The organism is Streptomyces tirandamycinicus (assembly GCF_003097515.1).
Taxonomy (GTDB): Bacteria; Actinomycetota; Actinomycetes; order Streptomycetales; family Streptomycetaceae; genus Streptomyces; species Streptomyces tirandamycinicus.
Genome location: NZ_CP029188.1, coordinates 242,665 through 264,270 on the forward strand (window position 1 = coordinate 242,665; position 21,606 = coordinate 264,270).

Annotated in this window: 19 protein-coding genes; 14 read left to right on the plus strand and 5 right to left on the minus strand. The window is 73.4% G+C overall.

Going from position 1 to position 21,606, the window contains the following annotated elements; genetic code table 11:
* Window positions 1-119 precede the first annotated feature (119 nt).
* The 5 genes from DDW44_RS01065 (at window position 120) to DDW44_RS01085 (ending at window position 5,412) form a co-directional block, all read left to right on the plus strand.
* Window positions 120-1,445, plus strand: a complete 1,326-nt coding sequence (locus DDW44_RS01065) for an ABC transporter substrate-binding protein (RefSeq protein WP_027732436.1) — start codon at window positions 120-122, stop codon at window positions 1,443-1,445.
* Window positions 1,446-1,451: 6 nt separating this feature from the next.
* On the plus strand, window positions 1,452-2,816 hold the full coding sequence (locus DDW44_RS01070; RefSeq protein ID WP_108905239.1) for a carbohydrate ABC transporter permease: 1,365 nt from the start codon (window positions 1,452-1,454) through the stop codon (window positions 2,814-2,816).
* Window positions 2,813-3,751 (plus strand): carbohydrate ABC transporter permease, encoded by a 939-nt coding sequence (locus DDW44_RS01075; RefSeq protein WP_017948959.1) that lies wholly within the window; start codon window positions 2,813-2,815, stop codon window positions 3,749-3,751. The genes DDW44_RS01070 and DDW44_RS01075 overlap by 4 nt, the downstream gene beginning before the upstream one ends.
* 264 nt (window positions 3,752-4,015) lie before the next feature.
* Window positions 4,016-5,005, plus strand: a complete 990-nt coding sequence (locus DDW44_RS01080) for a glycosyltransferase family 2 protein (protein WP_108905240.1) — start codon at window positions 4,016-4,018, stop codon at window positions 5,003-5,005.
* Window positions 5,002-5,412 carry a GtrA family protein gene (locus DDW44_RS01085; RefSeq protein WP_026165454.1) on the plus strand — a complete coding sequence of 137 codons (411 nt, stop codon included), beginning with the start codon at window positions 5,002-5,004 and terminating at the stop codon, window positions 5,410-5,412. The genes DDW44_RS01080 and DDW44_RS01085 overlap by 4 nt, the downstream gene beginning before the upstream one ends.
* On the opposite strand, the gene DDW44_RS01090 is transcribed toward DDW44_RS01085, so the two are convergent.
* From DDW44_RS01090 to DDW44_RS01110, 5 genes are all read right to left on the minus strand, one after another.
* Window positions 5,387-6,904, minus strand: coding sequence for a DUF6056 family protein (locus DDW44_RS01090; RefSeq protein ID WP_108905241.1), 1,518 nt, complete (start codon window positions 6,902-6,904; stop codon window positions 5,387-5,389). The genes DDW44_RS01085 and DDW44_RS01090 overlap by 26 nt on opposite strands.
* A 284-nt stretch (window positions 6,905-7,188) precedes the next feature.
* Window positions 7,189-8,103 carry an amino acid ABC transporter permease gene (locus DDW44_RS01095; protein WP_017948961.1) on the minus strand — a complete coding sequence of 305 codons (915 nt, stop codon included), beginning with the start codon at window positions 8,101-8,103 and terminating at the stop codon, window positions 7,189-7,191.
* Complete coding sequence (locus DDW44_RS01100; protein ID WP_108905242.1) at window positions 8,100-8,765, minus strand: amino acid ABC transporter permease; 666 nt, start codon at window positions 8,763-8,765, stop codon at window positions 8,100-8,102. The genes DDW44_RS01095 and DDW44_RS01100 overlap by 4 nt, the downstream gene beginning before the upstream one ends.
* 29 nt (window positions 8,766-8,794) lie before the next feature.
* Window positions 8,795-9,625: a glutamate ABC transporter substrate-binding protein gene (locus DDW44_RS01105; RefSeq protein WP_026281829.1), complete on the minus strand. Its 831-nt coding sequence runs from the start codon at window positions 9,623-9,625 to the stop codon at window positions 8,795-8,797.
* A gap of 73 nt (window positions 9,626-9,698) precedes the next feature.
* Window positions 9,699-10,442: an amino acid ABC transporter ATP-binding protein gene (locus DDW44_RS01110; RefSeq protein WP_051077653.1), complete on the minus strand. Its 744-nt coding sequence runs from the start codon at window positions 10,440-10,442 to the stop codon at window positions 9,699-9,701.
* 375 nt (window positions 10,443-10,817) lie between these two features.
* Between DDW44_RS01110 and DDW44_RS01115 the strand changes: the two genes are divergently transcribed.
* From DDW44_RS01115 to DDW44_RS01155, 9 genes are all read left to right on the plus strand, one after another.
* Window positions 10,818-11,357 carry a hypothetical protein gene (locus DDW44_RS01115; RefSeq protein ID WP_108905243.1) on the plus strand — a complete coding sequence of 180 codons (540 nt, stop codon included), beginning with the start codon at window positions 10,818-10,820 and terminating at the stop codon, window positions 11,355-11,357.
* Between the two features lie 684 nt (window positions 11,358-12,041).
* Window positions 12,042-14,201 (plus strand): hypothetical protein, encoded by a 2,160-nt coding sequence (locus DDW44_RS01120; protein ID WP_108905244.1) that lies wholly within the window; start codon window positions 12,042-12,044, stop codon window positions 14,199-14,201.
* Window positions 14,202-14,332: 131 nt separating this feature from the next.
* Complete coding sequence (gene pelF, locus DDW44_RS01125; protein ID WP_108905245.1) at window positions 14,333-15,844, plus strand: GT4 family glycosyltransferase PelF; 1,512 nt, start codon at window positions 14,333-14,335, stop codon at window positions 15,842-15,844.
* A gap of 8 nt (window positions 15,845-15,852) precedes the next feature.
* A complete protein-coding gene (locus tag DDW44_RS01130) occupies window positions 15,853-17,289 on the plus strand; it encodes a hypothetical protein (RefSeq protein WP_244223939.1) in 1,437 nt (478 codons plus the stop codon).
* Window positions 17,290-17,427: 138 nt separating this feature from the next.
* Window positions 17,428-18,429, plus strand: a complete 1,002-nt coding sequence (locus DDW44_RS01135) for an SDR family NAD(P)-dependent oxidoreductase (RefSeq protein WP_108905247.1) — start codon at window positions 17,428-17,430, stop codon at window positions 18,427-18,429.
* A gap of 61 nt (window positions 18,430-18,490) precedes the next feature.
* On the plus strand, window positions 18,491-19,204 hold the full coding sequence (locus DDW44_RS01140; RefSeq protein ID WP_026281830.1) for a nucleotidyltransferase family protein: 714 nt from the start codon (window positions 18,491-18,493) through the stop codon (window positions 19,202-19,204).
* Window positions 19,205-19,211: 7 nt separating this feature from the next.
* The gene (locus DDW44_RS01145) at window positions 19,212-20,117 is read left to right on the plus strand and encodes an NAD-dependent epimerase/dehydratase family protein (RefSeq protein WP_108905248.1); all 906 of its coding nucleotides are present in this window, start codon (window positions 19,212-19,214) and stop codon (window positions 20,115-20,117) included.
* On the plus strand, window positions 20,114-20,776 hold the full coding sequence (locus DDW44_RS01150) for a spherulation-specific family 4 protein (RefSeq protein ID WP_108908695.1): 663 nt from the start codon (window positions 20,114-20,116) through the stop codon (window positions 20,774-20,776). The genes DDW44_RS01145 and DDW44_RS01150 overlap by 4 nt, the downstream gene beginning before the upstream one ends.
* Window positions 20,773-21,564, plus strand: a complete 792-nt coding sequence (locus DDW44_RS01155; RefSeq protein WP_108905249.1) for an endo alpha-1,4 polygalactosaminidase — start codon at window positions 20,773-20,775, stop codon at window positions 21,562-21,564. The genes DDW44_RS01150 and DDW44_RS01155 overlap by 4 nt, the downstream gene beginning before the upstream one ends.
* The last annotated feature ends 42 nt before the right edge of the window (window positions 21,565-21,606 follow it).

Below are 21,606 nucleotides of genomic sequence, written 5' to 3' on the forward strand. Positions count from 1 at the left end.
GAACGACCCCGCCCGTCCGCACCCGTGCCGTCCAGCCGCACCCGTCCCACCCAGCGGCACCCGTCCCGTACCTCCTTCGACGCTCCGTCCGTTTCCCCGACCGGTAAGGAATTCCCGCCATGAACCCACGACGCACGATGCTCGCCGGATGCACCGCCCTGGCCCTCGCCCTCGGCGCGACCGCCTGCGGCGGCGACCCCGTGGCCCCGGCCGGCGGTGGCGACAAGTCGCTCGGCGGCCAGACGATCACGGTCGCCGCGGTCTGGTCCGGCGCCGAGCAGAAGAACTTCCAGAAGGTGCTGGACGCCTTCGCCGAGAAGACCGGCGCCAAGACGCAGTTCGTCTCCACCGGCGACAACGTCTCCACCGTGGTCGGCAGCAAGATCGAGGGCGGCAACGCCCCCGACGTGGTGATGGTCCCCCAGGTCGGTGTGCTCCAGCAGTTCGCCAAGAGCGGCTGGCTCACCCCGCTGTCCAAGACCGCCGAGAAGTCCGTCGACGCCGACTTCGCTCCGGTGTGGAAGAACTACGGCAGCGTCGACGGCTCGCTGTACGGCCTGTACTTCAAGGCCGCCCACAAGTCGACCGTCTGGTACAGCCCGGACGCGCTGGACCAGGCGGGCGTCAAGCCGCCGGCCACGTACGCGGACATGCTCAAGGCCGGCCGGGCCGTCTCCGACTCGGGCCTGCCCGCCTTCGCCGTCGCCGGCGAGGACGGCTGGACCCTCACCGACTGGTTCGAGAACATCTACCTCTCCCAGGCCGGTCCGGAGAAGTACGACCAGCTCGCCGCCCACACGCTGAAGTGGACCGACCCCAGCGTGGTGAACGCGCTCACCACCCTCGGCGAGCTGTTCTCCGACAAGGAGCTGATCGCCGGCGGCCAGAAGGGCGCGCTCGCCACCGACTTCCCCGGCTCGGTCGAGAAGGTCTTCGGCCCCGACCCCGAGGCGGGCATGGTCTACGAGGGCGACTTCGTCGCGGGTGTCGCCAAGGACCAGTTCGGCAAGAAGATCGGCGAGGACGCCGACTTCTTCCCCTTCCCCGCGGTCGACGGCGGCAAGGCCCCGGTCGTCTCCGGCGGCGACGCGGCGGTCGTGCTCAAGGACGGCAAGAACCAGAAGGCCGCGATGGCGTTCCTGGAGTACCTGGCGACCCCGGAGGCGGCGGCGGTCTGGGCCGAGGCGGGCGGCTTCCTCTCCCCCAACAAGAAGCTCGACCTCGCCGCCTACGGCGACGACACCACCCGTGAGACGGCCAAGTCGCTGATCGACGCCGGTGACTCCGTCCGCTTCGACATGTCCGACCAGGCCCCCGCGGCCTTCGGCGGCACCAAGGGCGCGGGCGAGTGGAAGCTGCTGCAGGACTTCCTGCGCGACCCGTCCGACCCGAAGGCCACCGCGGCCCGTCTCGAGGACGCCGCGGCCAAGGCGTACAAGGGCTGACGGCTCATGACCGCAGTCACCGCACCCGGCGCCGCCCCGTCCGCGGGGCGGCCCCGGGCCGCCGATCCGCGGCACCGCGCCCGGCGGCGCCGGCGCCTCGTCGCCCTGGCCTTCGCGCTGCCGGCGCTGCTGCTGCTCGGCGCCCTCGTGGTCTATCCGGTGCTGTTCTCGGTGGGGCGCAGCCTCTTCGACGCCTCCGGCACCCGGTTCGTCGGCGCCGGCAACTACACCGAGATGTTCCGCGACCCCGCCACCCTCACGGCCGTGCGCAACAGCGCCATCTGGGTCGTCGTCGCGCCGACGCTGCTCACCGGGCTGGGGCTGGTCCTGGCCGTCCTGGTGGAGAAGGTCCGCTGGGCCACGGCGTTCAAGCTGCTGCTGTTCATGCCGATGGCCGTGTCCTTCCTCGCCGCAGGCATCATCTTCCGCCTCGCCTACGAGGAGGACCCGGACAAGGGAGTGCTCAACGCGGCCGTGGTCGGGGTGCACGACGCGTTCGCCGACTCCTCGTCGTACCCGACCGCACGCGCCCGGGACGGCCAGGGCCTGGCCAAGGCGCCCGACGGGTCCTACACCACGACCGGATCCGCCTCGCCGGGCGACACCCTCGCCCTCGGGCTCGTGGGAGTGAAGCCCGCAGACCTCCCCGAGGACGCCCGCCCGGCGCACGGGGCGGCGGCGGGGAAGGCCGGCGCCGACGCCCTGTCCGGCGTGGTCTACCTGGACTTCACCCCCGGCGGAGGCGGCGAGCGGGGCAAGGTCGACCGGGAGGAGAGCGGGCTGCCCGGGATGACCGTCGAGGCGGTCCAAGGCGGCAGGACCGCCGCCACCGCCACCACCGCGGCCGACGGCTCCTTCGCCTTCCGGGGCCTGGAGGCCGGCTCCTACACGGTGCGGCTGCCCGCGGAGAACTTCGCGCCGCCCTACGAGGGGATCTCCTGGCTCGGGCCCGCCCTGGTCACCCCGGCCATCATCGGCGCGTACCTGTGGATCTGGACCGGGTTCGCGATGGTGCTGATCGGCGCGGGGCTGTCCTCGCTGCCGCGCGACGCGCTCGAGGCGGCCCGGATGGACGGGGCCAACGAGTGGCAGGTCTTCCGCAGGATCACCGTCCCGCTGCTGGCGCCGATCCTCACCGTGGTCTTCGTGACGCTGGTGATCAACGTGATGAAGGTCTTCGACCTCGTCTACATCATCGCGCCCGGGCCGGTGCAGCAGGACGCCACGGTGCTGGCGACCCAGATGTGGCTGGTGTCCTTCGGCGGCGGCAACGACCAGGGGCTCGGCAGCGCACTGGGCGTCCTGCTCCTGCTGCTGGTGATCCCCGCCATGGTCTTCAACGTCCGCCGCTTCCGAAGGAGCCAGCGATGAGCGCCGCCGCCACCGATCCGGCGACCGGTCCCGCCCCCGGTCCCGCGCCCTTGAAGGAGCCGGCCGCCCCGAGCGGGACGGCACGGGCGAAGTCCGGCGGCCGGCTGGGCCGCTGGCTCGGCAACGGCGCGGTCCAGGCGCTCCTGGTGGTGGTCGGCCTGGTCTGGATCACCCCGCTCGCGGGGCTGCTGCTGTCCTCGCTGCGCTCGGCCCAGGACAACGCGAGCAGCGGCTGGTGGACCGCGCTGGCCGGTCCCGCTCAGCTGTCGTTCGACAACTACACGCAGCTGCTGGGCAACGCCGGGATCACCCAGGCGTTCTGGAACACCGTACTGATCTCGGTCCCGGCGACCGCCCTGGTCATCGTCCTCGCGGCGCTCGCCGGATACGCCTTCGCCTGGCTGGACTTCCCGGGCCGCGACTGGATCTTCCTGCTGGTGGTGGCGCTGCTGGTGGTGCCGGTCCAGGTGGGGCTGCTGCCGGTCGCCAAGCTCTTCGGCCAGCTCGGGCTGTTCGGCACGATTCCGGGTGTGGTGCTCTTCCATGTGGCCTACGGGCTGCCCTTCGCCATCTTCCTGCTGCGCAACTACTTCGCGGACATCCCCCGCGAGATGCTGGAGGCGGCGCGGATGGACGGCGGCAGCGAGTGGCGCATCTTCACCCGGCTGGTGCTGCCGGTGGGCCGTCCGGCGATCGCCAGTCTGGCGATCTTCCAGTTCCTGTGGGTGTGGAACGACATGCTCGTGGCGCTGCTGTTCGCGGACAGCTCGTCGCAGCCGCTCACGGTGGCCCTGCAGTCCCAGGTGCGGCAGTTCGGCAGCAACATCGACGTGCTGGCACCGGGCGCCTTCCTGTCGCTCGTCGTGCCGGTGGTGGTGTTCTTCGCCTTCCAGCGGCACTTCGTCCAGGGGGTGATGGCCGGCTCGGTCAAGTGAGCGGCCGTTCGGGCGCGGCCGGTCTCCGTACGCGGTGCGTGCGGGGGCCGGCCGCGCCCGCGGATCGCCCCAGGACCGCGAGCGCGGGCGGCGGCATGCGGGCAAGGACTCTTCAGGGGACCGGCGCGGGCGCGCCGAAGGCCTGCGCACCGGGAGCGGGACACCCGCGGCCGCGCCCGTGGACGCCGGGGCCCGTCCGTCCCGACACACTCGTGCGGAGTAGGTACCGCGGTCTGCCGCCCCTGTCCGCGTTCCACTGGGGGAATGCCACACCCCCAGCTGACGGTCGTCGTCCCCTGCTTCGACGAGAGCGAGGTGATCGACGCGTTCCACTCGGCGCTGGTCGCCGCACTGGAGCCGACCGGAGCGCGCTTCGAGATCTGCTACGTCGACGACGGCAGCGGCGACGGGACCGCGGACCGGCTGAGAGCGCTCGCTGCGGGTTCCCCGTGCGTCCGCTACACCTCCTTCAGCCGGAACTTCGGCAAGGAGGCCGCCCTGCTCGCCGGGATGCGGATGGCCCGGGGCGACGCGGTGGTGCTGATGGACGCCGATCTGCAGCATCCCCCCGAACTCGTGCCCCGCATGCTGGAGCTGCACCGAAACGGCTACGACCAGGTCGTCGCCCGGCGCGACCGCGCGGGCGAGGGCGCGCTGCGTTCGGCGCTGAGCCGCGCGTACTACCGGCTGGTGCGGCACTTCATGGACGTGGAGGTCGCCGACGGGGAGGGCGACTTCCGCCTGCTGTCGCGCCGGGCCGTCGACGCCGTGCTGTCGCTTCCGGAGAGCAACCGGTTCTCCAAGGGGCTGTTCTCCTGGATCGGCTTCCCGACGGCCGGCTTCGCCTACCGCAACGCCGAACGGGCCGCGGGCCGCTCCAAGTGGGGCGGCCGACGGCTGGTGGACTACGGGATCGACGGGCTGCTGTCGTTCAACACCCGTCCGCTGCGCCTGGCGATCCACACCGGCCTCTGGCTGTTCCTCTCCGCCCTGGGCTACGCGGGGTGGATCGTCGTGAACGCCGTGGTCGACGGCGTCGACACACCGGGGTACGCGACGCTCATCACCGCCATCGTCGGCCTGAGCGGAGTCCAGCTCGCGACGCTCGGCGTGATCGGCGAGTACGTCGGCCGGATCTACCACGAGGCGAAACGGCGGCCGCACTACGTCGTGGCCGAGACCGACACGCGCACGCCCGGTCACCCGGACGGCGTGCCCGCGGCGACCGCGGCGCGGTCCCGGTCCCGCCGGTGAACGCGGCCGGCCTGCGGCAGTTCGCCGTGTTCGCACTGGTCGGAGTGGTCAACACCGGGGTGTACTACGGCGTGTACGCGTTGCTGCTCGGGTGGCTGCCGTACCTGGCCGCGCACGCCCTGGCCTACGGGGTGGGAGTGACGGGCTCGTTCCTGCTCAACTCCTGCGTCACCCTCCGCACCCGGCCGACATGGCGCGCCTTCGTGCGCTACCCCCTGTCGGGTGCGGCCGGTCTCGTCGGCAGTGGGGTGCTGCTCCATCTGGCCGTGAGCCGGCTGGGCATGGACGAGCATCTCGCGGCGATCGCCGCGGGGGTGCTCGCCACCCCCCTGACGTTCCTGGTCGCACGCTGGGCCATCCTGTCCGGGGCCCGCCGGACCGTCACGGAACCCGCGTCGAGCGAGTGACCGCGTCTAGCCGGTAGTACTCGGCGACGCACCGGGCGGGCCAGGGGCGGCGGCCCTCGTCGCGGAACGGTTCGAGCATCCCGGCCACCGGGGTCGGGGTGTACGGAGCCACCTCGGCTCCGCGGGCGGCCGCCGCGCGGAGCGACGCGTCCTGGCGGTCCCACTGCCCGGCGCGCACCCGCATGTCCTGGCCCAGTCGGTGCAGCGGAGGGGCCAGCGCCACGGCGGACGCGGCGCAGAGGGCCGCCGCGGTGGCGCCCGCCACCACCGTCCACGGCCGGGCGGCGCGGCGGCGCAGCGCACGGCCCGTCAGGGCTCCGAGGCCGGCGAGGACCAGGACGTACAGCAGCAGGTAGTCGTTCCAGGTCCGGGCCGCGGTGACGACGCGCGGGCCGAAGACCGGATAGGTGATGACGGTGCACAGATAGCCGGAGACGAGGACGGCGAGCAGGCCCGCGCAGGCGAGCGGCAGCGGGCGGCAGGGGCGCAGCATGGCCGTACCGGTGCGGGCGGGGCGGACGAGCAGGCCGAGCAGAAGCCCGGCGGCGACGACTCCCCCGTACTGCCAGGTCGTCAGGACGGTCTCGGCGATCCGGGCGAAGCCCCGGGCCGAGGCGAGCAGCGAGTCCGGGGACAGGACCGACGCGGTCCCGGCGCCGAAGCGTTCGCGCCGGTGCCGGGATCCGGGCGAGGTGACCAGCACGGCCGTGCCGACGGCGACCCCGGCGGCGCCGGTCAGCGCCCAGGTCCGCAGGAAGGGCCAGGCCCGGTCGGTGACGAGCCGGCGGCCGAGCAGCAGCAGTCCCCCGAGGAGCACGAGTGCCACGACCGAGGTCTCCTCGGAGAGGGTGCCGGTGAAGACCCCGGCGACGGCCACCACGGCCAGGGCGGCGGCGCGGGCCCGGCGCGTCCGGGCCGCCAGCGCCGGGAGGGCGGCGGAGCAGGCCAGGACCGGGGCCACGGTGTGCGAGACGGATCCCGCCGGCCAGTAGAGGGTCTTGTACGTGTTGGGGGTGGCGAGCAGGAACACCGCGGTGGCCGTGGCGGCGACGAGCAGCGGGAGCCCGCGCGGGGGCGACTGGCGGGCCCGGCGGAGGAGCAGGACCACCAGGGCCCAGAGCACGGCCAGGACGAGCAGCGCGCTCAGGGCCGCGTACCACTGGTGGCCGGCCACGGGGAACCGGGCGTACAGACCCACGAGCAGGCCGTTGCCGACCCGGCCGTTGTCGGTGACGTAGAACTTCCCGACGAGTCCGCCGATACCCTGGTCGCGTACCACGGGCAGGAAGCACCACTCGTCGGCGCTGGGCCGCACCTGGCGGCCGAGCCAGGCGGCGGCCGCCAGCAGCGCCAGCGGCAGCAGGGCGAGGAGCAGGGCGCAGGCGGTGACGGGCGAGGGGGGACGCCACCGGCCGCCGCCGCCCCGGTCCGGCTGCCCGGAGGGGTCGCCCGGTTCCCGCGGAACGGTCGTATGAGATGCGCCGACGGCCATGTCCCTGACTAGTTGCACGGGCGCGGGCCCGCTCAACCGCGCCGCGGTCATCCGGAGCAGCAAGAAGCCCCGATGGGATGCGGGCGGGCGTCGCGGTCGCGCGTCGGCTTGCCCCGGCGGGCCCCGGCGGTTCCGGCGTACGGGCGGTGGACGCGGGCCCCGGCGGTTCCGGCACAGGCGGCGACAGTGGCGCACGGCGGTTCCGGCACACGGGCGGCGGAGGCGGGCCCCGGCGGCTCCGGCACACCGGACGGCGGAGGCGCCGTGGATCGGCGGACGGCGTGTCAGGGCCGGTCGGGCGGCTCCGGCCGCTGCCCGACGTGCTCGCCCGGCGTCGCCAGTTCCTCGACCGCGTCCGCGGCCACCACCGCGCCGGTGGACCTCCTGCCGCGCCGCAGCCGGCTCTCCAGCCGGGCGGCGAACGAGGTGAGCGCGAAGTTCAGCACGATGAAGATGACGGCGACGACGGTGAAGCTGGCGATGGTGTTGGCACCGTAGTTGGCGCTCATCGGCCGGACCGACGCCAGCAGCTCGGAGAAGCCGAGCATCGCGCCGCCGAGGGCGGTGTCCTTCACGATGACCACCATCTGGCTGACGATCGCCGGGAGCATGGCCGTCACCGACTGCGGCAGCAGCACGTACCGCATCGTCTGCCCCTTGCGCATGCCGATCGCCCTGGCCGCGTCCGACTGCCCCCGGGGAAGCGCCAGGATCCCGGCCCGGACGACCTCGGCCAGCACCGAGGCGTTGTACAGCACCAGGCCGGTCACCACGGCGTACAGCGGCCGGCTGTCGGGGCTGATGTCGAAGAACGCGGCGTAGGCGGCGTTGGCGAACAGCATCAGGATGAGTACGGGGATGGCGCGGAAGAACTCCACCACCGAGCCGGCCGCGCCCCGCACCCACCAGTGGTCCGACAGCCGGGCGATGCCGAGGACCGCACCGAGCGGCAGCGCGATGACCAGCGCGAGCGCCGCGGCGATCAGGGTGTTCTCGAGGCCCGGCAGGAGAAAGGTCGTCCACACCCGGGAGTCGGTGAAGAACGGCGCCCATTTGGACCACTCCAGCTGCCCCTTGCCGGCGAGGCCGGTGAGGACCCACCAGGCCACGGCGGCGAGGACGAGCAGGAAGCCCAGCGTGTACAGGGTGTTGCGCCGCTTGGCCCGGGGCCCGGGGGCGTCGTACAGGACGGAGCTCATCGCCGCACCGCCACCTTCTTGCCGACCCAGCCGAGGAAGAGGCCGGTGGGGAGGGTGAGGGCGATGAAACCGGCGGCGAAGACGGCCGAGATGAGGATGAGCTGGGCCTCGTTCTCGATCATCTCCCGCATCAGCAGCGCGGCCTCGGGGACGCCGATGGCCGCGGCCACCGTGGTGTTCTTGGTGAGGGCGATCAGCACGTTGGCGAGCGGGCCCACCACCGAGCGGAACGCCTGGGGGAGGACGACGAGCCGGAGTACCTGGGTGAAGCTCAGCCCGAGGGCGCGGGCCGCCTCCACCTGCCCCAGGGGCACGGTGTTGATGCCGGACCGCAGGGCCTCGCAGACGAAGGCGGACGTGTAGGCGATCAGCCCGAGCACGGCGAGCCGGAAGTTGATCATCGTGAAGGTGTCGGCGCCGAGGCTGACGCCCAGGGTCTGGAACAGACCGAGCGACGTGAAGACGATGATCACGGTGAGCGGGATGTTCCGTACCACGTTGACGTACCCGGCGCCGAAGCCGCGCATCACCGGCACCGGGCTGACGCGCATCGCGGCCAGCGCGGTGCCCCAGATCAGGGATCCGATGGCTGACCAGACGGTGAGCCGGACGGTCGTCCAGAACGCCCCCAGCACGTCGTACCCCTGAAGGAAGTCGAACACGGTCGCGCCCCTGTGAGGTGGTCTCGGGCTCAGCCGGCGGGGGTGCTGAGGCCCGGCGGGGGCTCGCTCCGGTAGCCGGCCGGTCCGAAGTTGGCTTCGACGGCCTTCTTCCACTCGCTGTCCTGGACCATCTTCCGCAGCGCCGCGTCGATCCTGTTCCTGAGTTCGGTGTCGCCCTTCTTCACCCCGATCCCGTACAGCTCGTCGCTCAGTTTGAAGCCGCCCAGCCGGAACTTGCCCTTGAACTGGTCCTGCGCGGCGTAGCCGGCGAGGATCGCGTCGTCGGTGGTCACGGCGTCGATCGTCCCGTTCTCCAGGCCGGTCAGGCATTCGGAGTAGCCGCCGTACTCCTGCAGCTGCGCCCTCGGCGCGAGCTTGGTCTTGACGTTCTGCGCCGACGTGGAGCCGGTGACCGAGCAGAGCTTCTTGTCGTTCAGGTCCGCCGGGGTCTTGATGGAGTCGTCGCCGGCCCGGACGAGCACGTCCTGGTGGGCGAGGAAGTACGGCCCGGCGAAGTCGACCTTCTTGCGGCGCTCGTCGTTGATCGAGTAGGAGGCCGCGATGAAGTCGACGTCGCCGCGCTGGAGCAGCGTCTCGCGGTCGGCGCTCTTGGCCTCCTTGAAGACGACGTCGGAGGGGGCGTAACCGAGTTCCCTGGCCACGTACCGGGCCACGTCGACGTCGAACCCCTGGTAGCCGCCGTCGGGTGTCTTCAGGCCGACGCCGGGCTGGTCGAACTTGATTCCGACGGTGATCTTCTTCCCGTCGTCCGAGCCGCCACCGTCCGAGCCGCAGGCCGTGGCGGCGAGTGCGAGCGTGAGCGCCGCGGCGGCCGCGGCGGAGACCTTGCGAGGCTTCATGGTGATCATCCCTGGGGATCGCTGGGCGGTGCGGGGGCCCGGGGGCGCGCGGGGGCGACGCGGGCGGCGGGCGTCAGTGGTGGAGGATCTTCGAGAGGAAGTCCTTGGCGCGGTCGGTGCGGGGGGCGGTGAAGAACTCGTCGGGTGTGGTCTCCTCCACGATCCCGCCGTCGGCCATGAACACCACGCGGTTGGCGGCCGAACGGGCGAATCCCATCTCGTGGGTGACGACCACCATGGTCATGCCGTCCCGTGCGAGCTGCCGCATGACCTCCAGCACCTCGTTGATCATCTCCGGGTCGAGGGCGGAGGTCGGCTCGTCGAACAGCATGATCTTGGGGTCCATGGCGAGCGCCCTGGCGATGGCCACCCGCTGCTGCTGTCCGCCGGAGAGCTGGGCGGGGTACTTGTCCGCCTGGGTGCCCACGCCCACCCGGTCGAGCAGGCCGCGCGCCCGCTCCTCGGCGCTCTTCCGGTCCTTTCCGCGGACCTTGATCTGGCCGAGGGTCACGTTCTGCAGGACGGTCTTGTGCGCGAAGAGGTTGAAGGACTGGAAGACCATGCCGACGTCGGCGCGCAGCCGGGCGAGTTCCCTGCCCTCGGCGGGCAGCGGCCTGCCGTCGATGGCGATCTCGCCGGAGTCGATGGTCTCCAGGCGGTTGATGGCGCGGCAGAGAGTGGACTTGCCTCCGCCGGAGGGGCCGATGACGACGACCACCTCACCGCGTTCCACGGTCAGATTGATGTCCCGGAGCACGTGCAGCGGACCGAAGTGCTTGTCGACGTGGTGCAGCTCGACCAGCGCACGGCTGCTCATGCCCGGGGTGAAGGGTTCCTCGCTCACGGCGGCTCCGCTCGTCGGCTTCATCGTCCGTCCGCTCCGGACGGTCCGCACTCCGGGAGCCGGCGGCGTCCGCGCGCCCCGGCCCGCCGGTACCGGGGCGCGGTGCGGGGTGTCCCGGACGCGGAACAGGCCATTGTCGCGCTCCCGCTGCGTGACGTCTCGCACACGGTGTGCGACCGGATGCGGAGTGCGCCGGCACCGCCGATGTCCGGCGCATATGCGCCCAGGCGGACGGGGGCCCGGACCCGCGGTCCCGCTCACGGCCGCGTCGGTTTCGGGCCGGGCGGCGCGCGGGCGGGACGGTGCGGGGCAGACGCGGACGGCGTCCCGCTCCTAGCCTCCCGGCCCATGCGCATCTCACACCTGACACGCCTCGGCCGGTCGGCCGCCCTCGCCACGGCCCTCGCCACGGCCCTCGTCTGCCTCGGCGCGGCGCAGCCCGCCGCCGCCGACACACCGGACCTGGCCTTCACCGTCGACCAGCCGGTGACCACACCCGGCTCGGCCGTGTCGCTGACGATGACCCTGACCAACAACCAGTCGACGGACATCTGGTTCGTGTACCAGTCGGTCCAGCCGACCTGGGCGACGACCCAGCGCAAGGACCTCAAGTACGGCTTCGTGTCCTGCACCGCCGAGGGCGCCGCGTGTTCGGGCACCGGTTCGACCACGCTCGGCGTCAACTACGAGATCCCGCTCGCGCCCGGCGCCTCCCGGACCGTCACGCTCACGTACCAGGTCGCCGCCGACTCCGGCTGCAACGGCACCATCGGCTTCTACTCGTACCTGTACTACGAGTACGAGAACGGGCAGCGCTCCAAGGACGGCATCCACACCATGCCGGAGACCCGGGTGGCCTGCGCCCCCGCGGAGCCCACCGGCTCCTGACGCCGGGACGCCGGGACGCCGGGGCACCCGGGGCCGGGCACCCGGGCGGATGGACGGGCCGGGCGGATGGACGACCGGGCCCCCGCCGGGCCTGCCCGGGACTCACCGGGCCTGCCCCGGGCTCACCGGGGCACCCTGGCGGCCGCCGGACGCACGCACCACGACGGCGGCCGCCGGTGGTCCGCCCGCCCCGGCGGACGGGGCACCCGCCCGGTGCGGACCCGCACTCCGCGGCCCGGCACCTCCCGGCACCTCTCCGGCGCACCGGCGACACACCGCCGACGGTCCCGGCACCGTTGGCCTCGGGGCACTCTCGGCGCCTTTGACACCACAGGCATCACTTGCGCCTCTGGCACCACAGGCACCACAGGCATCACCAACAGCAGTGGCACCAAAGGCAGCACTGGCAGCGCTGGCCGAAAACGCTCATCCTCTCCGCCCGGCGCCTTGTCCGTCCCCATGACCGCTGCAACCGTCTGGCTCCGTACCCGCCGGGCTTCCCGCCCTGCGGACCTTTGCCGCGCCGTTCGCGTGGCACCTGCACTTTTCCGTCAACTTTCACCATGGACTCACAGAACCCACACGCAGCCTCCACTATGTCTCGGGACAGGGCACAGCGGCACGGCGTTCCGGGGGGAGCCACCGCGCCGCTGTGCCGGGGGTCAGGGGGAGGGACACCACCGCATGAAGCGGATCCGCGTCCGGCGGACCTCACGCACGACCGCACTCGCCGCAGGAGCGCTCGTGATCGCGCTCGGCGGGCTGCCGGCGTCACCGGTACGGGCGGCCGAACCGGCGCCGAGGATCGATCTGAGGGTGCTCGTGGTCGTCGACGGCGGCCCGGCCACGGCCGCGATCGCCGCGGAACTCGACGGCTCGGGCACCCCGTACACCGTGGTCGACCTCGCGGACGCGGGCCGGCCCGTCATCGACGCCGCCTTCCTCGCGGACGAGGTCGACGGCAGGCCCCGCGCGAAGTACCAGGCCGTGGTGCTGCCCAACGACAATCCGTTCCCGGCCGGTTCGCCGGAGATGGCCGCACTGACGGCGTACGAGCGGACCTACGCGATCCCGCAGGTCGACGCGTACACCTACGCCCAGCCCCAGGCAGGCCTGGAGTACCCGGTGAACGGCGGGTACGCGGGGCCCGTGGACGGCGTCACCGCGCAGGTGACCGCCGCCGGCAAGGCCGGGCCCTTCGGCTATCTCGACGGCGCCTTCACCTTCGAGGACAACGACCCCTCGGTCGACGAGAGCTGGGGCTTCCTCTCCAGGCCGCGGGCGGGTGCCGACTTCACCACCTATGTCGACGCCCCGCTGCCCGGAGGCACCGGCCGGGGCTCGCTCGTCGGGGAGTACCGGCACGACGGCCGCCGCGAGCTGGTGGTCACCTTCGTGGCCAACCGGTACCAGCAGCAGTTCCGGCTGCTCGCCCGCGGGATCGTCGACTGGATGACGCAGGAGACCCGGCTGGGCACCTCGCGCAACTGGTTCTCGGTCCACGTCGACGACGTGTTCGCGAGCGACGACCGCTGGGACACCGAGCTCAACTGCACACCGGGGGACGTCGACTGCCAGCCCGGCCAGGGCACACCGAACCCGATCCGGATGACACCCGGCGACGTCACGCGCGCGGTCGAGTGGTCGCGGTCCCGCAGCTTCACCCTCGACCTCGCCTACAACGGCGGCGGCAGCGTGGAGTACCGCGAGGAGAACGGCGGAGCCGACCCGCTGGCGGACCGGCTGACCGAGGAGCGCGAGGCGTTCCGCTGGATCAACCACACCTACGACCACCCCTACCTGGGCTGCGAGCAGGACGTCAGCGTCGTGCCCTGGAAGTGCGCCGTGAACGCGGACGGCGGCGTCCGCTACGTCGGGCGGGACGAGATATCCCGGCAGATCGCCGACAACCGGCAGTGGGCGGAGCGGGCCGGACTGCCGCTGGACGGCGGCGAGCTGGTCACCGGGGAGCACTCCGGGCTCAAGCTGCTGCCGCAGCAGCCCGAGGACAATCCGCACCTCGCCCCGGCGCTCACGGACAACGGCATCGACTGGCTGGCCTCGGACAACTCCCGTGACCCGGTGCAGCGCCAGGTGGGTCCGGCGCTCACCGTCTCACGCCACCCGATGAACGTGTTCTACAACGCGGGCCGCGAGGCGGAGCAGGTCGACGAGTACAACTGGATCTACACCAGCCGGGCCCAGGGCGGCAGCGGCATCTGCGAGGACTCGGCCACGACCACCTGCCTCGACGCGCCGCTCGACCCCGCGACGGGCTACCCGGACCACATAGTCCCCCTCGAGGCGCGGATCGCCATGGGCCACGTCCTGGCCAACGATCCCCGTCCGCACTTCATCCACCAGTCGAACCTCGCCGAGGACCGCATCGCGTACCCGGTCCTGGACCGGGTCCTCGACCAGTACGCGGACCTGTACGCGGACAACACCCCGCTGGTGAACCCCAGGATGAAGGCGGTCGGGGAGGAGCTGCGCGAACGGGCCGCGTGGGACGGCGCGGTGAAGGCCGGCCACATCACGGCCTACCGGATCGGCGACACGGTCACCATCACGGCTCCGCCGGGTACGGCGGTCCGCGCCACCATGCCGGCGGGGACCACCCGGGTACTCCAGGACGGCCCCGGGGCCTTCGGCGAGCCGTACGCCGGCACCGTCTCCGGCAGCGTGCCGCCCGGTCCCGGCCAGGACGGCGTGACCCTGTCGCTGCCGTCGGCCCCCGCGGCGGGAACGCCTTCCTCCGGTCCCGTCCGGGCCACGGCCCCCGCCCCGGACGGCCCCGTGCCGCCCGGCGCCGAGCGGCCCGTGGCACCCGGCACCGAGCGCTGACCCGAACGCACCTGCCGCACCAGCTCGCCCCGCGAGGACGCGGGTTCCGGACGCCGCACGCCCTGAACGCCCCCGCGGGGGACGGCCGGAACCCGCCACCGACTCGCGCCCTCCTGCCGTGGAGCCCACCGATGCACGTTTCCCCTCGTGCGCCGCGCCGAGACGCGGCACGCGTCACCCTGCTCACCGAAGGCACCTACCCGCACAGTCACGGCGGGGTGAGCGTCTGGTGCGACCAGCTCGTCGGCGGCATGCCCGACATCGACTTCGACGTCATCGCCGTGACCGGCACCGGACGGGAGTCCGTGGTGTGGGAACTGCCCCCGCACGTGTCCGAGCCGGTCACGGTGCCCCTGTGGGGCCCCGCACCCGCCGGGTCCCCGCCACGCGGCCGCCGGGAGCGCCGGCTGACGGCCGCGTACGAACGGTTCCTCACCGCACTGGTGGACCCGGCCGCCGAGGACGGCTTCTCCCCCGCCCTGTACGAACTGGCGCGCGCCGCCCGGGACGGGGTGCTCGGGCCGGCGCTGCGCGGGGACCGCGCCCTGCGGGTCCTGACCGCCGTGTGGAACCGCCCCGGTCTGACCGTCCGGGAGGCGCGGCCCAGCCTCCACGACGCCGTCACCGCGACCGCGCTGCTGGAGCACGCCCTGCGGCCACTCGCGGCCCCTCCGCCGGAGCGCGGAGTGGCGCACGCGGTCAGCGGCGGCGTGGCGGTGCTGCCGGGGCTGGCGGCCCTCGAACTCCACGGAGTCCCGCTGCTGCTGACCGAGCACGGGGTGTATCTGCGCGAACGCTACCTCGGCTACCGGACGGCTCCCTACCGCTGGCCGGTGAAGGCGCTGCTGCTCGGCTTCTTCCGGCTGCTGGCCGAGGAGAGCTACCGCCGTGCGGCCCTGATCACACCGGGCAACCGCTACAACCGGCTGTGGGAGGAGCAGGGCGGCGCCGACCCGCGGCTCATCCGCACCGTCTACAACGGCGTCGACCCGTCCGCCTTTCCGGCGGCCGGTCCGGAACCGCAACGCCCGACGCTCAGCTGGGCCGGGCGCGTCGACCCCATCAAGGACCTGGAGACCCTGATCCGGGCGTTTGCCGAGGTCCGCGGGGCGCTCCCCGCCGCCAACCTGCGGCTGTTCGGCGGCACCCCCCGGGGCGGCGAGGCGTACCGGGAGCGGTGCGAGGCGCTCGCGGCGTCGCTCGGCCACGGCGACGCCGTCACCTTCGAGGGCCGGGTGGACGACATCAGGGACGCCTACGCCGCGGGCAACGTCGTGATGCTGTCCAGCATCAGCGAGGGCTTCCCCTTCACCCTGATCGAGGCCATGTCGTGCGGCAGGGCGACCGTCTCCACCGATGTCGGCGGGGTCCGGGAGGCGGTCGGCGACGCCGGGCTGGTCGTGCCGCCCCGGGACCCCGGGGCCATGGCGGCGGCCGCGCTGGAACTGCTGGCCGATTCCCCGCGCCGGGCGGCGATGGGCGAGGCGGCGAGGCGGCGGGTGATCGAGCAGTTCACGCTCCGGCAGACCATCGACACCTTTCGCGCCATCTACCTGGAGCTGTCCGTCCGCGGGGCAGTGCTCGCCGACCCCTGGGGCAGTCCACTGAGCGACGAGGCAACCCTGGGGAGGGTGGCCGGATGAGCGGGCCGATGGCTCTCGAACCCGACGGCGGGCAGGGCGACACCCTGGCCCTGCGCCTCGCGGCCCCCGGCACCACCCTGGCCCTGCGCCTCGCCGCCCCCGGCACCACCCCGTCCCCGCGCCTCGCCGCCCCCGACACCACCCTGGCCCTGCGGCTGCCCCGGCGCAGAAGGACGCCGGACGACCCGGTGGACGTCCTCGCCGCCGAACTCGCCGACCGCATCGGACCCGCGGTGCACGCCTACGAGGTGGCGGCCCTGCTGGAGTCCGAGGGGCTGACGGGCGAGCAGATCCGGGAGCGCTACGGGCACCCCGACCTGTTCTCGCTCGCCGCCGACCTGTACCGGCGGGTGCCGCGCAGCTTCCCCGAGCCCCCGCGCGGGCCGGATCCCTGGGCGCCCGACCATGTCCGGTGCGCCCTGCGCGGGGCGCTGTTCGCCCTGCCGGGCCTGGCCCACCTGCTCACCGGCGGAATGTGGCACTCCCCCCGGGGGGTGTACGCCCTCGTGACCGCGGGCCTGCTGTCCTGGGCGTGGGGGCAGGCGCTCAGCCATCGCGCGTATCTGCGGCTGGCGGCGGGTCCACGCGAGGCGGGCCGCACGCTGCTCGTGGGTGCTCCCACGGGTGCGCTGCTCGCCTCGGCGGCCGCTCTCGCGGTGGCCGGGCCGGGGCCCGCCGCCCTGTTCGGCGCGGGGCAGTCGCTGTACCTGGCGGCGGCCGGTGTGCTCCTGGTCCGCGGCCGGGAACGGCTGCTGCTCGGCACGCTCGTCCCGCTGGCCGCGGGCGCGGCAGTACTGCCCTGGTGGGACCCGGGTCCGCTGCCGCGGATCGCGCTCCCGGCGCTGACCGTGGTGCTGGCGGTCGCCGCCGCCGGCCGCGAGGTCCGGGGGATGCTGGGCGCGCCCGCCGGGTACGGCGCCACCCGGCCGCCGCTGCCGGCCTCGGTGCCGTACGGGCTGTTCGGGCTGGCCGCGGGCGCGCTGGTGGTGTCGGTGGGCCGGCAGCAGCCGTGGGCCGTCGTCGTCCTCACCGTCAGCATGGGCCCGGCCGAATGGCTCCTCTACCGCTTCCGGGGACTCTCGGTCGCGGCCCTGCGGGCCTCGGCGGACGAGGCCGGCTTCCTGCTGCGGTCGGCCCGAACGCTGGCGCTGTGCCTGGGCGGCTATCTGCTGCCCCTGGTCCCGGCGGCGCTGCTCACCGGCGCCGAACCGGCACCCCTGCTGGCCCTCGCCGCCGTGCTGTGGACGGCGCTGCTGCTCCAGGCCTTCGGCCGGGCCTGGCTCCCTGCGGCGGTCACGGCCGCCGCGGCGGCCGGGGTGGTCGCCGCGACGCTGCTCTGCGGCCCACCGGGCACCCCTTGGCCGCTGGTCTGCTGCGGCACCGCCGCAGGGGTGCTGCTCATCGGCGCCCTGCGGTACCTGGGCCGGCCCACCGCGCACTCCTGACCCCGATGCCCGCCCGGCCGTGCCACCCGCGGCATCCACCGCACGGCGGTCCCGAGCCGCGAACCGCCGGCAGGCCCGCCTCGTCCACCACCCCCCACCGTCGCCCGGTACCGGGAAACCCTCCGAAAGGAAGACCAGTTGACATCCGCACCGCTCGCCGCCGTCACCGGAGCCGAGGGCTTCATCGGCTCCCATCTGACCGAGGCCCTCGTCGCCTCGGGACACCGGGTCCGCGCGATGGCGCAGTACAACTCCTTCTCCTCCTACGGCTGGCTGGAGACCCTCCCGCAGGACGTCCTCGACCAGGTCGAGATCGTGCTCGGCGACGTCCGCGACCCCGGCTCGGTACGGGCGCTCGCGGAAGGAGCCGACGCCGTCTACCACCTGGCGGCGCTCATCGCGATCCCCTACTCCTACCGCGCCCCGCACAGCTATGTGGACACCAACGTCACGGGTACGCTCAACGTGCTGGAGGCGGTACGGGCGTTGGGGACCCCGCGGCTGGTGCACACCTCCACCAGCGAGACGTACGGGACCGCGCAGACCGTGCCCATCACCGAGGACCACCCCGTCAACACCCAGTCCCCGTACGCGGCTTCGAAGGCCGGTGGAGACCGGCTGGCGGACAGCTACCACACGAGTTTCGGCACCCCCGTGGTCACCCTGCGCCCCTTCAACACCTTCGGCCCCCGCCAGTCGATGCGGGCCGTCATCCCGACCGTCATCGGGCAGGTCGCCGCCGGGCAGCACACCATCACCCTCGGCGACCTCCGGCCCACGCGTGACTTCACCTACGTCACGGACACGGCGGCGGCGTTCCTGGCCGTCGGCACGGCACCGGCCGAGGCGGTCGTGGGCCGGACCCTCAACGCCGGTACCGGCGGCGAGATCTCCATCGGGGACCTGGTGGGGCTGATCGGGAAGGTGATGGACACCGACCTGGACATCCGGGAGGACGGGCAGCGCATCCGGCCCGCGGACTCCGAGGTGATGCGGCTGGTCGCGGACTCGACCCGGCTGCACGAGGCGACCGGCTGGGCTCCCGTCCTCGACCTGGAGCAGGGCCTGGCCCGGACGGTGGAGTTCTTCCGCGACCCCGCCAACCTCGCCCGCTACAAGACCGGCATCTACAACATCTGACCCCGGTGGACCACCGTCCCACCCGGCGGTCCACCGAACACCGCACTCACAGGGGGCTACCGTGCACGCAGTGATTCTCGCCGGAGGCAAGGGCATCCGGCTGCGCCCGTACACCACCGCGCTGCCCAAGCCGCTCGTCCCGATCGGCGACCGGCACGCGATCCTGGAGATCGTGCTGCGCCAGCTGGCGGCGAGCGGCTTCACGAGCTGCACCATCGCCGTCGGCCATCTCGGCCACATCATCCGCGCCTACGTCGGCAGCGGTTCACGATGGGGGCTGAGCATCGACTACGCCACCGAGGAGAACCCACTCGGCACCATGGGACCGCTGCTGACGATGCGGGACCGGCTGCCGGAGTCGTTCCTGGTGATGAACGGGGACATCCTCACCGACCTCGACTTCGCCGACGTACTGCGCCGGCACCGCGCGAGCGGTTCGGCGCTGACCATCGCCACGTACGCCCGGAAGGTGCACATCGACTTCGGGGTGCTCACCACGGACGCGGGGAAGGTGGTCGGATTCGCCGAGAAGCCGTCCATGGACTACCGCGTCTCGATGGGCGTGTACGGGCTGTCCCGGGACACGCTCGACGGGTACACCGCCGGGCTGCCGCTCGGCTTCGACGAACTCGTGCTCGACCTGCTGAAGGCCCGGAACCCGCCACAGGCCTACGAGTTCGACGGCTACTGGCTCGACATCGGACGGCCGGACGACTACGACCGGGCCAACGCCGAGTTCACCACCCACCAGTCACTGCTGCTCAAGGGAGCCTGAACACCCCATGCGCATCCTCGTCCTGGGCCACACCGGCTACCTGGGCCGTCATGTCGCCGCACAGCTCGGCGCGCTGGGGAGCGTGTTCGGCGGCGGCCGGTCCCCGGACGCCGACCTGCGCGTGGACCTCGCCACGGCCGACCCGGGGCGACTGGCCGAGAACCTCGCGGACCTCTCCCCCGACGCGGTGGTCAACTGCTCGGGGTCGCTCGGCGCCGACCCCGTGACCGATGCCGAGGTCAACGCCCGCGGCCCGGCCGTGCTGTGCGCGGCCCTGCGCCGGGCCGCGCCGGCGGCCCGGCTGGTGCACCTCGGTTCGGCCGCCGAGTACGGGGCCTGCGAGCCCGGCGTACCCGTGACGGAGGACGCGCCGACCCGGCCGGCCACCTCGTACGGCGCCACCAAGCTGGCCGGGACCGTGGCCGTCGCCTCGTCCGGACTCGACGCGGTCGTGCTGCGCGTGGGCAACCCGATCGGGCCGGGCGCCACCCCGATGAGCCTGCCGGGCGGCACCGCCCTGAGGCTGCGCCGGGCCGGCGTGGACCGGGACGCGGTCGTGCGCTTCGGCGACCTCTCCGCCCATCGCGACTTCGTCGACGTGCGGGACCTGGCCCGGGCGGTCGCGGCGGCGACCACGTCCGGGCCGCTGCCGCGGATCCTCAACATCAGCGGCGGCCGGGCGGTTCCCATCCGGGAACTGGTGCGGGAGCTGGCGGTGGTGGCGGGGTTCCGCGGCAGGATCGAGGAGGCGGGTGTCGGGTCGGTCCGCTCCGCGCGGGTGGCCTGGCAGTGCTCGGACATCACGGCCGCGCGGGAGGCGCTCGGCTGGGAGCCGCGGTTCACCCTCACGGACTCCCTCGCCGCGCTGTGGGCGTCGCTCGGCGCTCCCGGGGAAGCGGACTCGCCGGCATGACGCTGCTCGTCCCCCTCTATGTGCACCCCGCGGCGGACCCCGAGGCCTGGCGGCTGGTCACGGGCGCGGGCGAACGGGTCCACGGGGTGGTGCTCAACCCGGCGGACGGCCCCGGGCCCGCACCCGATCCCGCGTTCCTCTCCGCCGCCCGCGCCCTGCGGGCGGCCGGCACGCTCGTCCTCGGCTACGTCGACCTGGACTACGGGATGCGGCCGGAAGCGGCGGTGACCGGCGATCTCGACCGCCATCGCGACTGGTACGGCGCCGACGGGTGCTTCTTCGACCAGGTGCCGGCCGACCGGTCCGCCCTGCCCCGCTGCCGCCGGCTCGTCCGCGCCGCACGGCAGCGGGGCGCGGGCACGGTCGTCCTCAACCACGGTGTGCACCCCGCACCCGGCTACGCCCGGATCGCCGACCTGCTGGTGACGTTCGAGGGCCCCTGGCCGGTCTATCTCTCCTCCTTCACCCGGCCGCGCTGGACGGCCCGCCATCCACCGGAGCGGTTCTGCCACCTGGTGTACGAGGTGCCGACGGCGCTGGCCGGTGTCGCCGCCCGGGCGGCCGGGGAGCGCGGCGCCGCGGTGTCCTGCGCGGTCGCCGGCTCGCTGCCCAACCCCTGGGACGCACCGCCGCCCGCGCTGTACGGGGAGGCGCCGTGAACCGCCGCCGGGTCCCCCGGCTGTGCCTGCTGCTCGCCGTGCTGCTGCTCTCGGGCTGCTCGGGCGGTGCGCCGGAGCAGGACGGAGCCCGCTGGCGGCCGCGGCCCGGCACGGCGTGGCAGTGGCAGCTCGACGGCCGCGCCGATCCGACGTCCGCGGACGTGCCCGTGTACGACATCGACGGCTTCGAGAACAGCGCCGGCGACGTGGCGCGGCTGCACCGGGACGGGCGCAGGGTCATCTGCTACATCAACGCCGGTGCCTGGGAGCGCTTCCGCCCCGACCAGGGGGACTTCCCGGCCTCCGTGCGCGGCCGCCCGAACGGCTGGGAGGGCGAGCGGTGGCTGGACATCCGCCAGCTGGACGTGCTGCGTCCCCTGATGGAGAGGCGCTTCGACATGTGCCGGGAGAAGGGCTTCGACGCGGTCGAGCCCGATCTGCTGGACGCCTATCTCAACGACACCGGTTTCCCCCTGACCGCGGCCCACCAACTCGCCTACAACCGCATGATCGCCCGGATCGCCCATGACCGCGGCCTGTCCGTCGGGCTGAAGAACGATCTGCCCCAGGTGGCGGAGCTGGTCGGGGACTTCGACTTCGCGGTCAACGAGGAGTGCGCCCAGTACGGCGAGTGCGCGAAGCTCACCCCGTTCATCGCGGCGGGGAAGGCCGTCCTCCACGTCGAGTACGCGCTGGCCAACCGGGACTTCTGCGCCGAGTCCCGGCGGCTCGGGCTGTCGTCCATGCGCAAGCGGCTGGAGCTGGACGCGTGGCGGCGGCCGTGCTGAGCGCGCGGTCTACGCGCGGCGCACCGGGCCGGGCGGTCGACG